This is a genomic window from Kamptonema sp. PCC 6506, from assembly GCF_000180455.1.
Lineage (GTDB): Bacteria > Cyanobacteriota > Cyanobacteriia > Cyanobacteriales > Microcoleaceae > Kamptonema > Kamptonema formosum.
In genome coordinates this window covers 1-12,574 of sequence record NZ_CACA01000254.1, presented here as the reverse complement: position 1 = coordinate 12,574, position 12,574 = coordinate 1, and the positions used below count along the sequence as shown (strand labels likewise).

Sequence of the window (12,574 nt, the reverse complement as noted above, 5' to 3'; positions counted from 1 at the left end):
TTAATTATGAGTGAAAAATTTAGAGAATTAGTACGAAAAATTGGCAGTGGAGTGCATACCGGAGAAAATTTAACTCGTTCTGAAGCAGCAACAGCAACTAGAATGATGCTGTTAGCAGAAGCAACACCGGCCCAAATCGGGGCCTTTATGATCTCTCATCGGATCAAACGGCCTACTGGTGAAGAATTGGCGGGAATGCTTGACGCTTATGATGAACTAGGGCCGCGATTGAAACCGATAGCTACTGGTAAATTTGCTAACGTACCGCCAACTGTGTTTGGAGTGCCTTATGATGGGCGATCGCGTACAGCACCAATATCTCCTTTAACTGCTCTAATTTTAGCCTCAGCGGGCGCTCCTGCGATTATGCACGGTGGCAATACAATGCCTACAAAAGAAGGCGTTCCTCTGATTGACATTTGGCAAGGTTTAGGCATTGACTGGACAAAACTTTCTCTAGAACAAGCTCAACAAGTTTTGGAATCTACAGGTTTAGGTTTTGTCTATATTTGTACGCACTTTCCTCAAGCTGATAGTTTGGTTTTATACCGTCGCGAAATTGGGAAACGCCCGCCTTTTGCCACAATGGAGTTAATGTGGTGTCCCTATTTAGGTGATGCTCATATTGTTTGCGGCTACGTGCATCCACCTACAGAAACAATGTTCCAAGAGGCATTTAAATTGCGGGGAACAAATAATTTTACAACAGTTAAAGGATTGGAAGGTAGCTGTGATTTGCCGCGAGATCGGACTGCAATTATTGGTATTTCTAAATCAGATCGACCTTTTGAAAGATTACTTTTAGCTCACGGAGATTACGGTTTTAGTAATAAAAATCCTCCTCTAGATTCTACTTCGGAGTTGGTAACACAGATGCAGTCAGTTTTGCGCGGTGAACCCTCGGAATTAATGCAATCTACTCTCTGGAATGGCGCTTTTTACCTATGGCGGTGCGGAATTTGCCCGGATATGAATTCTGGTTTAGGTAAAGCTGAAAGTTTATTAATGAGCCGTAAGGTAGGGGATAAACTTGAAGAGATTTCAACCCTAATAATGTCATTATCATCTTAATGATGTCATTGTGAACAATCTTGATTATGTCATTGCGAACAATTTTACTTATGTCATTGCGAACATAGTGAAGCAACCCCATTTTTTATAATACCAGCTAGTAAATCCTAATTGATATTTTAAAATATGACTAATAACCAAATTGCTGTTCTTATTCTTGCTGGTGGTCAAAGTTCGCGGATGGGAAAAGATAAGGCACTATTATTAATAAATGGAAAACCATTTTTACAACAAGTATATGAAGTTGCGACTTCTATAACTTCCCAGGTTTATATTCTCACACCTTGGCGCGATCGCTATCAAGAAAATTTAACGGGAGATTATAAATTTCTGTTAGAATCTGATCGTGGTAGCGGGCCCTTAGTTGCTTTATCTGAGGGATTAGCTCAAATTTCCGCTGAATGGATATTACTTTTAGCTTGCGATTTACCTTTATTAAAAACAGATATTCTTCAGGATTGGATCGATCGGTTAAATCAAGTACCTAATTCTATTTTAGCAGTTGTACCATACCAAAACTCAAGATGGGAACCTTTCTGTGGATTTTATCGCAAACAAGCTTTACCGGAATTGCGGAATTTTATTGACAAAGGAGGGCGATCGTTTCAAAATTGGTTAAGGGAAATTGATGCAATACCTCTTTCTTTAGGGGAACGAGAAGCAAAAATGCTGTGGAATTGTAACACGCCAGTCGAATTTAAGGAATTAAAACATAATGAATAACGTTAAATATACTGAGAAATCTCTATCTGAACATTGGTTACTAGATCGAGATATTACTTTTCTCAATCACGGCGCTTTTGGTGCTTGTCCAATTCCCGTTTTGACGGCACAAACACAGTTTCGTCAACAGTTAGAACGGGAACCTTTGCGCTTTTTTATGCGAGAATTTGAGCCACTTTTAGATAATGCTCGTATTAAATTAGCTGAGTTTGTTGGTGCTAATGCCGATGAATTAGTATTTGTCCCAAATGCGACAACAGGGGTAAATGCGGTTTTGCGTTCTCTTTCTTTCTCTTCCAATGACGAGTTACTAACAACAAATCAGGAATATAATGCTTGTCGAAATGTACTTAATTTTGTAGCCGATCGCACTGGTGCTAAAATAGTAGTAGCACAAGTCCCCTTTCCTATTGAGTCACCCGATCGAGTTATTGAAGCAATAATGAAGTGCGTTACGTCAAGAACGCGGTTAGCTTTATTAGACCATGTAGTGAGTCAAACGGGTTTAATTTTTCCCATTCAGCAGTTAGTAAAAGAGTTGGCTAATTGCGGTGTGGATACATTAGTTGATGGAGCACACGCACCAGGAATGTTAGCATTGAATTTGCATGAGACTGGCTCTGCTTATTATACTGGAAATTGTCATAAATGGTTATCTGCGCCAAAAGGTGCGGGTTTTTTATATGTTAAACCCGATAAACAAGAGGAAATTCGGCCTGCGGTTATCAGTCATGGTGCCAATTCTCCTCGCAGTGATAAGTCGCGTTTTCAATTGGAATTTGACTGGATGGGGACGGACGATCCGAGTGCCTATTTATGTGTACCTGTGGCTATTGAGTTTATGGGTTCTTTGCTAACAGGTGGCTGGAAGGAATTGAGGGAAAGAAATCATAAAATGGCGTTGGCGGGTAGGCAAATATTGATGGAGAAATTGGGGTTGTTACTCCCTTGTCCTGATGAAATGATTGGTTCAATGGCTGTTATTGCTTTGCCAGATGGAGATGCTGATGTGGTTAAAAAGGGAGAGTTACCACCAATTCAAAATGAGTTGTGGGAGAAGTTTAAAATAGAGGTTCCCGTGATGCCTTGGCCGGATGCGAGTAAGCGATTAGTGAGGATTTCGGCTCAGGTTTATAATAGTTTGTCGCAGTATGAATATTTGGCTGAGGCGTTGGTTGAGTTGTTGGAAAAAAAGAGATAAATGGCATTTTTCCTAAGATCGAGTTAAACTTTCAATAGTTCTTTTATTAGTTTGCTAAAAGTTGCTAGCCACTCATGTTTTTGAGCGATTATGTATTCGCTGTTGAAGGCGCTCTATAATTTCAGAATCTAACTCTGCTTCTGGTTCAACTTGTTCCCGTTCAGCCAAAACAGCTTCCAGTTGTTTGGGAGAAGCTTGCTTTAAATCTTCCAATAGTGCTGTGAAAGACTGTTTTTGATGTGCGATCTCTGCTTCTGAGGCTGTCTGAATTGAGTAAGCTAATGTGACTTGTCTAGTCAGGGCATAAATGATATATTGATTGAGCGAAATGCCTTCACCTTCAGCCAATTGCATCAACTGCTGGTAGAGTGTTTTAGGTAACTGAACTGTGAATTGACTCATCTGGCTCTCCTTTAAGATGCTAGTTTGATTACTAATTCTACTGGTGTAATAACTTGTAGATTCAGTGATTCTTTTGCTCTTTGAAAGTCACGAATATTTGATGTGACGGCTATTGCACCTGCATTCATCGTACAATCAATTAAAAAATCATCTCCAGGGTCGGGTGAAGTTGGTCTCCATGAGTAGTAAACTACTATGAATTGAGCATGAGCTAGAAGCTCTCCCAAAACAGGCTGAAGTTTTTGCCAACGAGTTTGTGAAAGTTTGTGAGATAGGACATCTTCATACTCGTAAGCCAGTGGATTAGAAACGCAGACTTCCAACAAACCGCCTAACCATGCGTCGATTACCAAACCAGCAGCACCGCCTTGTTTGGTTAAACCTTCAAAGACAACATTTGTGTCGATGACTACACGAAGTAGTGGTGCAGTAGACATAACACTACTATAGCACTCCTTGTTATAAATTTGGCAATTTCTATCAGAACTTAGTTATCAGTTTAGTGATGGTTGTTTAGGTATTTTTTAGAGGTTGTATGAAGCTACAAATTCCTTAAATAGTATTGGCTTACCATTCTCAACCCCTATACATTCACTACCAAAACTCATAAACTTCACCCAAAAAAGCGATCGCCCTCTCAAAAAAAAGACCGATCGCCCTCCTTCACTAAAATCCAGTTAATTCTACACCGCAGAGTCCGTTTATTCCTCAACCCGTAACTCATCGCACAAAAATTTATCAAAAGCAACTGCACCCGTATCAACACTTTGCCAAATCTCCAACTCCGCCTCCGACAATGCTTCAAATAATAAACGCTCACCGGGAAAAACAGTCCGCTCAAAATACCAATTAGTAATATTGACAATCCGAGCAATCTGCATCATGCTAGTCTCATTCACATAGCAGCAAAGAATTCGTCCAGAGAGTTCTGAAGGTAGCCGATCGAGAGTTAAAGTCATATCCTTAAGTTTCTATTCAAATTGTGTAACTAATCACCAACCCTACTCACCTAATTATAGCCGAGAAGAAGCTACCGCAAAATCGGCCACCCGTTCATTTGATTAATTTAAACTTCGGTTGGCGATCGCCTCACCTATAAAGTCGGACTCGCAAGAAGGCGCAAACGGCGTTAACGCCAAAGAACACGCCTTCCACACACCTTGAACTGTTACATTTAGCAGTTGGCAATTACCGCCCCGTCTCCCGTGAAGTTGGTAATGAGTACAAAGACTACACCTAGAGGGAAAGTCTTTGCCACGCAACCCAATCTCAGGGTCAGAGCTACTGCGGCTATCATTACTTTCGAGAGTCAGAGCGTTCATTTAAGAGCTTCTCCTGGTTCATATCTCTCAAAGTATGACAGTCAGCTATTTTCGCCTACGTCTATCTAAAGATTCAGTTGGGTTGGGAAGTGTCTATTCCCAGGGATCGATAAAAATTATATCAATTTTAAGAGTAATGGTACGGGGATCAACAAAAAATAGTTACGTTCCTGCCCAGGCTCTCAAACTTTCTCAGGGTAAGGATCGGAGCGGTTCTATGTCTTAGGTCATAGTTGCCCATCCTCTTCCAACTTGCTAAACAAAGTCGCTAAAATTGTATTGGAAAATAAGAATCCTTCAGGATCGCTCAGCCTTAGATAGCCGCAGGAGGGTAGTTTTTCGCCATCTCTGAGATTCAATAGCAACCCGTTATCGCCGGCAATTTCTACCCATTTTTGTCGATAGTAAGGTTGCAAACAAGTCCAAATCTTCTCAAGCGTATTTTCTCCAAATTTTTGCGCGATCGCCTCCAGACTCACGCCCTGGGCCAAACGCAATCCCAGCATCACCGTTTCCAACAAAACATCATGGGAAGTCATCGGAGTTGCAGCAACTTTTACCGATGTCGAATCCTCCACCCACTGATAATATTCTTTCCTAGTACGCGATCGCGTCAACCGCACTCCCTGCAAATAACTCGCCGCCCCCATCCCAAAACCATAATAAGGACGATTTTCCCAATAAACCCGATTATGGCGGCACTGATAACCAGGTCGAGCATAATTAGAAATCTCATAATGTTCGTAGCCAGCTTCAGTTAAAATTTGCTGTGCTAAGCGATACATTTGAGCCGCCGTTTCATCCGCTGGCAAAGGCTCAATTCCCGATTGAAAGTAACGCCCAAAAGCCGTTACAGGCTCTAAAACTAAATCGTAACAAGATAAGTGAGCTGGAGCAATGGCAACCGCCGCCGCCAGAGAAAGTTGCCACTGTTCTAAACTTTGGTGCGGCAGACCAGAAATCAGGTCTAAACTGAAATTAGTAATTTCTGCTTTTTGCACCAAATCCACCGCCTCATAGATATCAGCAACACAGTGCGATCGCCCGCAAACCCGTAACAACTCATCCTGAAAAGCTTGCACCCCCAAACTCACCCGATTTACCCCCGCCGCCTTATATCCCTGCAACTGCTCTAAACTAAAGGTACCAGGGTCAATTTCCATCGAAATTTCCGCCTCCGCAGCAATCCCAAATTGGCGATCGAGAGCCTCCAAAATCCGGCTTAACTGACTAACTGACAACAGCGAAGGCGTACCCCCACCAAAAAAAACCGTCTGCAAAGATTGACAAAACCCCGCACTGAGGGCAATTTCCCGGCACAAAACCGTAACATATTCCTGAATCGTCCCTGAATCCTCGCTATTTTTGCGTGGATTCCGCCCCCCGTAGGCATCCCCTACCACAGAAACCGGGAAATCGCAGTAAAAACAGCGACGGCGGCAAAAAGGAATGTGTAGATATGCCGAACTGGGAAGATCGCAGGCAAATTGCCCCTCTGTCTTAAATTGCGATCGCGCCGGATTTACAATCAAACTCATTGCATCATACCTGTGATTTGAAATCTACATTCTTAATAAAATCTTTATTAATAATTAAGTTGGATTTCCGTACCAATCTATGTAAAAATAATACCATCACTTGAAAGATATAATAAGATCGGCAAAATTATTCGTCTAAAACAATGCTTGATGCAATCATAATTATTTCATTCATAATCGCAGGAGCGGGGATAGGCTTCTATGGAGTCGATCTCCTACCACCCAACCTCCTAGTGCAAGTCACCAACATCGAAGGCTTGAGATCGGTATTGGGCGCTTTTGGCACATTAATCGGCTTCGTCTTCGGATTAGTGGGTCAAACCACCTATCGGCGCGTAGAAAAGCAAGTTCGCGATATGCCCCTTGAAGTCTTACTGACTCGCGCCATCGGTTTAATCGTCGGACTGCTCGTTGCTAACTTAATGCTAGCACCGCTTTTCTTACTACCCATCCCCCACGAATTCGGTTTCATCAAACCTCTAGTCGCAGTCCTGGGTAGCGTCATTTTCGGCTTCACCGGAGTCAACTTAGCTGACACTCACGGCAGAGGCTTCTTGCGGCTGATCAATCCCAACAGTTTAGATACAGTATTAGTAGCAGAAGGCACTTTTAAACCAGCGCCTACCAAAGTTTTAGATACTAGCTGCATCATCGATGGCAGAATTGAAAACTTACTGGAAACTGGTTTTTTAGAAGGTCAAATCTTAGTACCGCAGTTTGTTTTACAAGAATTGCAACTAATAGCTGATGCTGCTAACGATCAAAAGCGGGCGCGAGGACGGCGGGGCCTGGATATTCTTAACAGCATGAAAGAAACTTATCCCGATCGCATTCAAATTCACTCCGCTGACTATGAAGATTTAGCAACAGTAGATGCTAAATTAGTCCGTTTTGCCCAAGATATTAACGGTACTTTACTAACTAATGACTACAATTTGTCTAAGGTAGCAAGCGTACAGAAAGTAGCGGTTTTGAATATTAACGATCTAACTCAGGCATTACGTCCGAGTTATTTGCCAGGAGACACCATCGAACTCAAAATCCGCAAGGAAGGCAAGGAACCATCTCAAGGAATTGGCTATTTAGAAGATGGTACAATGGTAGTAGTGGAAGCTGGCAGCAGCTATGTCGGTGGCGAAGTTAGAGTTGTCGTTACCAGTGCCTTACAAACTTCTGCGGGTAGGATGATTTTTGCCCGTACTCAAGAGTCAGTAACTGCTTAATTATGAGAGAATGGCTAGAGCAATTAGAGTTAAATATTGCGATATCTGTTCCTACACTGTCCCCATTCTCTATCGAGTTCGATATGATGAATCGGGGCAGTTGTTTTTTGTTAGCTTTAGCAGTTGGAAAACGGCAAGCCAACATAATCTTTATTTATGCAGGACTTATGCAAAACTATCAGTAACGCCGCCAACAGGCGCGGTAAGAATACCGCCAGTGAAGCGTAATCCTACTATAAATTAGCGCTTAAACCTACTACTACAAACTTGAAAAGGAGTTAAAGCAATGTCTAACGCCATGATGGTAATTTTCCCTTATCGCCACCAGTATACTTGGGTTTTTGACGATGAAAGAGTGGGGTTGATACAGGAACCATTTGTTCAAGGTATCCCGGAAATGATTAATATACTGGTTGCAGACATTCCTAATGCTGAAAAAGGCTTCCGGCTATTATTTTCCGGTAATCCTTTCCCTGGATATCAGGCGGAGTTACTTTGGTTGAGAGAAGAGTATGGTGGCAATTGGTATCGGTGGGAGTCAAAAAATATGGAAGGATGGTTGTGTCCAGCTTTGTTTAAATACTTTAATGAAGCACCAAATAAATTTTACTGCAAAGCTGAGGAAATTTAACTTTGACAGTTTAGGTTATATATGAAAGATGGCTTCGTGCTTCGCAATGAGAGTAAATTAGCGACTAGATTGCGTAATTTTGTCAATCCAATTAGCATAAAAAGATACCCGCGTGTCGCCGGAAATCTCGCCAAAACTACCATTATCATCAATGCTATCAATATCTCCAATATTTGTTTTGAAAAAACCGCGATCGCTATAACCCCAAGAACTAATACCAGCTATTTTTCCATTAATAAAAGAAGGGCCGCCAGAATCTCCACTAGCAGTAGCAGTTTCATTCTTTCCTAAACCACGATCTGCTAACTTGGGAAAATGCTTACCCAAAGTATCATGTTTCGCAGTTCCATCATCGAAATCAAAAAGTAATTGACTGCCAAAAACTAACTCAGAAAAATCTGTAACTTTTGAATCCTTCAAAACATCAATTAACGCCTCATAGCGATTCTGTCCCGCATATCTTTCCGCCTCTGAATTAGAATCCTCATCCTGTCCCTTAGAACCTACACCAATATATCCATAGCCAACCTTAGTAAACACTTTGCCAATTTCATCTTTATCTCTGTAAAGATCGTATTGTTCCGCAGATTTCGGCGCTTGTCTTTCCAGCTTTAAGACAGCAACATCATTGCCAACTTCTGACTCGTAACCAGTCCAACTTGGGTGGATAAAATATTTTTTAACGGGGATGCTAACTTCGCCTCTGGGTAATTTAAATATCGCGTTGATTTCAGTATCTGTGGGAACCTTTGTTCCACCTTCATTGAGACAGTGGGCGGCTGTGAGAATGTATAATCCTCCTGTTAGGAGTGAACCGCTACACTCAACATTATCAAGATATACGACACCAGTATATTGATTTAGGGGGAGAGGTTTATGTGCGGAACTATTAGCAAAAGCACTAATGATTGAGTGGCTAATGTCTGCTGTTGATAGGATAATAAACAGAGTGAAAATTGATATGAAAAATATTTTTTTGATCGCCCTCGAAAACATTAGAAAAATTTTACCCTTCGTCATGAAAGCGTTTGCCGTTAGCTAGGTTATAAATGTCTTCTTCCAGATCAAATATCGAAATAAAATTGGCATCCGAACAAGCTGCATTAGTCCATTCCGGGTCATGGAAAGGTTTACCGTCAGCTACAGTATAAATATCTTCTTCTGGATCTTTTAGAAAATCAAAGACCGGATTTGTAGCTACAGCTTTCAGCCATTCATATTCTTCTAGTTCGACTTTTTTCAGTAAAGCCGCTTCTAGTGCTTCAAATCGTTTCAGGTCGGAATATGCAATAACAGCAGCTATTTCTTTCCCTTGTTGTTCAATTACAAGTCGCTCTCCTGTTTCTGCTACTCTGCTAATCAGGTTTGATAAATTTTTACTCTCTAAATTTTCCTTAATTTGTTTCAAAATATTTTTCCTCACTTTTAATTGCTCTAATACTTTCAGGGAAGATGTGAATCACCATTCGCTCATCTTCCCTAAAACTGCGCGTAGGCGTAGCCAGCCGTAGGCATCGCACCTAATAAAGCCGGCTCAAAACATAATCAGCCAAGTCAATCAAAGCCTGCTTTGACTCCGAGGGTGGCAAGCCAGCCAAACGCACAACCGCCGCCTGAGCGTGATGCGCCGCCAATTCGCGAGATCGCTCAATACCCTTACTATCCTTCACCAGCGCGATCGCCTGCTCAATATCCCCCTCTTGGGCAAACTCCCGCTCGATCAACGCTTCCAAATATGGCTTTTCCTCTAAAGCAAATAGCACCGGAGCCGTCAAATTTCCACTCTTAAGATCCGAACCCGCAGGCTTACCCAACGTCTCCGTCGAACCAGTAAAATCTAAGATATCATCCACAATCTGGAACGCCAACCCAATATCGCGCCCGTAATTGTACAGATCGTCCGCCAACTGTGCAGATACACCGCTCAAACAGCCAGCCGCCTTAGAACTGTTAGCAATCAAAGAAGCTGTCTTATAGTAACTTTTTTCCAAATAAGCCTCAATCGACAAAGTGGTATCAAATCCATTTAATCCTTGCTGAATTTCGCCTTCAGCCAAATCCATAATCACCTCTGAAAGCAGTTTCACCACCTCCAGATTGTCTAAATTAGCTAAATACCACGAAGATTGAGCAAAGAGAAAATCCCCCGCCAACACCGCCACTCGGTTGCCAAAGTAACTGTGCACAGTCGGGATACCCCGGCGCACGTCGGAATCGTCCACCACATCATCGTGAACTAAACTAGCCGTATGAATCATTTCCGTGATTTCGGCAAGCCGACGGTGTTTAGGAGAGATTTCCTGGTTGGGCATTGTTGCCCGCGAAATCAGCAGCACAATCGCCGGCCTCACCCGCTTTCCTTTAGCCCCGAACAAGTGTTCTGCGGCTGCATACAAGATAGGGTGACGGGCCCCTACTAGCTGTTTTAAGTTTTCTGTCAACAGCCGCAGGTCTTCTTCAACTGGGGAAAATAGGAGAGTGCGAGAAGTCATGGATACGGCGGCTCAAGCGTTTAGGTTACAAAATTTTACATATCATAGCTTTATTTTAAGCTAAGCCTCTGCCTTATGGAAGGAAAGTATACCTAGTTTGTCCTAATTAACTATCTCTCTGTGGGTACTGTTCATTTTCAATAACGTTAAGATTACTGTCAATAAGCTGCCAAGAGTTCGAGACTAAAACTGACTCGCGGCCGAGAACCCAGGCAATTCACCAAATTGTATCAAATTATTAAGTATCTTCCTCAAGACAGCCTCAAAATAGCAAATGTTGTGTTATGTTAATTATTAAGGATTTAAACAATTCCATACATTAAGTACAGCTAAACCAGCGGGCAGCTTCCGAGCGCCTGTATAAGCTTGGTAGAGCCAGCCTTAATCGTCCGCTAACAGCTAAGCAGTCTGGGACTAAAATTTGAACTCATGGGAGTGCAAATTTTGTTCTGGCTAGGAACTTTGTGTCTTTGATGCAACACATAGCTGTGAGCAGCCAAAGTGCAACCTTATAAGGATGTGCTGGCTCCGCTTTGCGGTATAGATATTAAATGAAAAGGCGATCGCCTTTTCACAGGCTTGGATATAAAAGCAGCCTTCGGAGCCAAGGCTTGGTTTTACTTGCTGACTTAATGTAGTAGGTATTGAAGTTGTCCGCCTCCTTCTCCTCCTTACTCTTGGCTCTAATTATGATTTACCATGATATCCCTTTGATTATCCCCATCCTAGCTGCGGGTTATGTGTTGACTATTTATCTGCTGTTGATTTTGGTAGAGCGGAGTGCTAAGATCACTCGATTGGGTGAGTGACCCATCCCGGAAGGGGAATCGCGAACTAGCGTTCGTTAACTGAGAGCTTAAATGCTCCTAGTTCCTACTCTTAAATTATCAATAGCAATAGCACAAAGAGCAATCATCACGTTTGTAGGGTGCAGGCAATGCACCCTACATCTATTCCCATAACATCTAAAATTGTCTGGTTAAGCAGGAGGACGGTCAGGGTGTAAACTACTCGTAGATTCTACAGACACAGTTTCCCTGATAATAGCAGACAAAAAAGTTTTCTCAACTATTGGGGTGCAACCGAGCCACTGCACCGAAAGTTCAGCAAACTGTTCCGGGCAACCACTCACGCAAAAGCGCGTAGGCATTACTGGGCCATTATTTCGCAGCCCCAATAATTCTAACTCTTGGGCCGCAGCAGCTACCACATGAACAGCAGGATCGACCAACTTCACCCCCGCATGCAAAAGCGATCGCACCACCGGAGCCAAATGGGGGTAGTGAGTACAACCATAAACCAAAGTATCAATCTGCTGCTGGATCAAAGGAGCCAAATATTCCCGTGCCACTTCTAATGTGTAGGGGTCGTAAATACGGTTTTGCTCGATCAGAGGCACAAATTCAGGACAACCAACTTGCCAGACCTGAGAATTAACATCCATCTCCAGAATAGCACGACGATAAGCATTACTAGCAGCAGTAGCAGGAGTTGCAATCACCCCAATCCGCTTACCTTGCTGTACAGCAGCCCGCGCCCCCGGCAGAATTACTCCTAAAATCGGAATATCAAACTCAGCCTGCACAGTCTCCAGAGCCAAAGCCGAACTCGTATTGCAGGCCATAATCACCATTTTGACATTCAGCGATCGCAGCCAAGCCATGATTTCCCGGACAAAATGTGTAATTTCCCCAGCAGAGCGAGTGCCATAGGGTAGCCTAGCCGTATCTCCAAAATAAAGAATAGATTCTCCAGGCAATTGTCGGTATAACTCTCTCAAAACCGTTAAACCACCCACGCCACTGTCAAAAATACCGATTCTCTGTTGTCCTAAGTCAGTTGTCATTGCTCAGTTAGAAATAATTTTTGCAAGTTAAACGAATAACTGTTAACTGTTAATTGGTAATTGGTAACTGTTAACTGTTAACTGTTAATTGGGAATTGGTAACTGTTAATTGGGAATTGGTAATT

The 12,574-nt window shown here is 42.5% G+C and carries 15 protein-coding genes; 6 read left to right on the top strand and 9 right to left on the bottom strand.

Annotated features, from left to right (window positions below):
* The first annotated feature begins 6 nt into the window (after positions 1-6).
* From OSCI_RS13005 to OSCI_RS12995, 3 genes are all read left to right on the top strand, one after another.
* Positions 7-1,071, top strand: coding sequence for an anthranilate phosphoribosyltransferase family protein (locus OSCI_RS13005; RefSeq protein WP_007355428.1), 1,065 nt, complete (start codon positions 7-9; stop codon positions 1,069-1,071).
* A 126-nt stretch (positions 1,072-1,197) separates the two neighbouring features.
* Positions 1,198-1,794, top strand: coding sequence for a molybdenum cofactor guanylyltransferase (locus OSCI_RS13000; protein WP_007355427.1), 597 nt, complete (start codon positions 1,198-1,200; stop codon positions 1,792-1,794).
* Positions 1,787-2,995 carry an aminotransferase class V-fold PLP-dependent enzyme gene (locus OSCI_RS12995; RefSeq protein ID WP_007355426.1) on the top strand — a complete coding sequence of 403 codons (1,209 nt, stop codon included), beginning with the start codon at positions 1,787-1,789 and terminating at the stop codon, positions 2,993-2,995. Before OSCI_RS13000 ends, OSCI_RS12995 begins: the two co-directional genes overlap by 8 nt.
* Before the next feature lie 72 nt (positions 2,996-3,067).
* Here the strand turns inward: OSCI_RS12995 and OSCI_RS12990 are convergent, their stop codons facing one another.
* The 5 genes from OSCI_RS12990 to hemW form a co-directional block, all read right to left on the bottom strand.
* On the bottom strand, positions 3,068-3,397 hold the full coding sequence (locus OSCI_RS12990) for a toxin-antitoxin system HicB family antitoxin (RefSeq protein WP_007355425.1): 330 nt from the start codon (positions 3,395-3,397) through the stop codon (positions 3,068-3,070).
* An 11-nt stretch (positions 3,398-3,408) separates the two neighbouring features.
* Positions 3,409-3,834, bottom strand: coding sequence for a PIN domain-containing protein (locus OSCI_RS12985; RefSeq protein WP_007355424.1), 426 nt, complete (start codon positions 3,832-3,834; stop codon positions 3,409-3,411).
* Between the two features lie 264 nt (positions 3,835-4,098).
* The gene (locus OSCI_RS12980; RefSeq protein ID WP_007355423.1) at positions 4,099-4,356 is read right to left on the bottom strand and encodes a DUF1830 domain-containing protein; all 258 of its coding nucleotides are present in this window, start codon (positions 4,354-4,356) and stop codon (positions 4,099-4,101) included.
* 102 nt (positions 4,357-4,458) lie between these two features.
* Positions 4,459-4,719, bottom strand: a complete 261-nt coding sequence (locus OSCI_RS29335) for a hypothetical protein (RefSeq protein ID WP_071592434.1) — start codon at positions 4,717-4,719, stop codon at positions 4,459-4,461.
* 227 nt (positions 4,720-4,946) lie between these two features.
* Positions 4,947-6,257, bottom strand: a complete 1,311-nt coding sequence (gene hemW / locus OSCI_RS12975; RefSeq protein WP_007355421.1) for a radical SAM family heme chaperone HemW — start codon at positions 6,255-6,257, stop codon at positions 4,947-4,949.
* A 143-nt stretch (positions 6,258-6,400) separates the two neighbouring features.
* Between hemW and OSCI_RS12970 the strand changes: the two genes are divergently transcribed.
* From OSCI_RS12970 to OSCI_RS12960, 3 genes are read left to right on the top strand one after another with little or no spacing between them, the layout of a single operon-like run.
* The gene (locus tag OSCI_RS12970; protein WP_007355420.1) at positions 6,401-7,480 is read left to right on the top strand and encodes a PIN/TRAM domain-containing protein; all 1,080 of its coding nucleotides are present in this window, start codon (positions 6,401-6,403) and stop codon (positions 7,478-7,480) included.
* Positions 7,481-7,490: 10 nt separating this feature from the next.
* Positions 7,491-7,724 carry a hypothetical protein gene (locus OSCI_RS31480; protein WP_083811305.1) on the top strand — a complete coding sequence of 78 codons (234 nt, stop codon included), beginning with the start codon at positions 7,491-7,493 and terminating at the stop codon, positions 7,722-7,724.
* Between the two features lie 42 nt (positions 7,725-7,766).
* Positions 7,767-8,111 carry a DUF6717 family protein gene (locus tag OSCI_RS12960; protein ID WP_007355419.1) on the top strand — a complete coding sequence of 115 codons (345 nt, stop codon included), beginning with the start codon at positions 7,767-7,769 and terminating at the stop codon, positions 8,109-8,111.
* A gap of 57 nt (positions 8,112-8,168) precedes the next feature.
* On the opposite strand, the gene OSCI_RS12955 is transcribed toward OSCI_RS12960, so the two are convergent.
* From OSCI_RS12955 to murI, 4 genes are all read right to left on the bottom strand, one after another.
* Entirely contained in the window at positions 8,169-9,131 is a 963-nt protein-coding gene (locus OSCI_RS12955) for a trypsin-like serine protease (RefSeq protein WP_019486850.1), read from the bottom strand.
* Positions 9,118-9,519, bottom strand: coding sequence for a type II toxin-antitoxin system Phd/YefM family antitoxin (locus tag OSCI_RS12950; RefSeq protein WP_007355417.1), 402 nt, complete (start codon positions 9,517-9,519; stop codon positions 9,118-9,120). Before OSCI_RS12950 ends, OSCI_RS12955 begins: the two co-directional genes overlap by 14 nt.
* A gap of 112 nt (positions 9,520-9,631) precedes the next feature.
* Positions 9,632-10,603, bottom strand: coding sequence for a solanesyl diphosphate synthase (gene sds / locus OSCI_RS12945; RefSeq protein ID WP_007355416.1), 972 nt, complete (start codon positions 10,601-10,603; stop codon positions 9,632-9,634).
* A 979-nt stretch (positions 10,604-11,582) separates the two neighbouring features.
* A complete protein-coding gene (gene murI, locus OSCI_RS12940; protein ID WP_007355414.1) occupies positions 11,583-12,449 on the bottom strand; it encodes a glutamate racemase in 867 nt (288 codons plus the stop codon).
* Positions 12,450-12,574 lie beyond the last annotated feature (125 nt).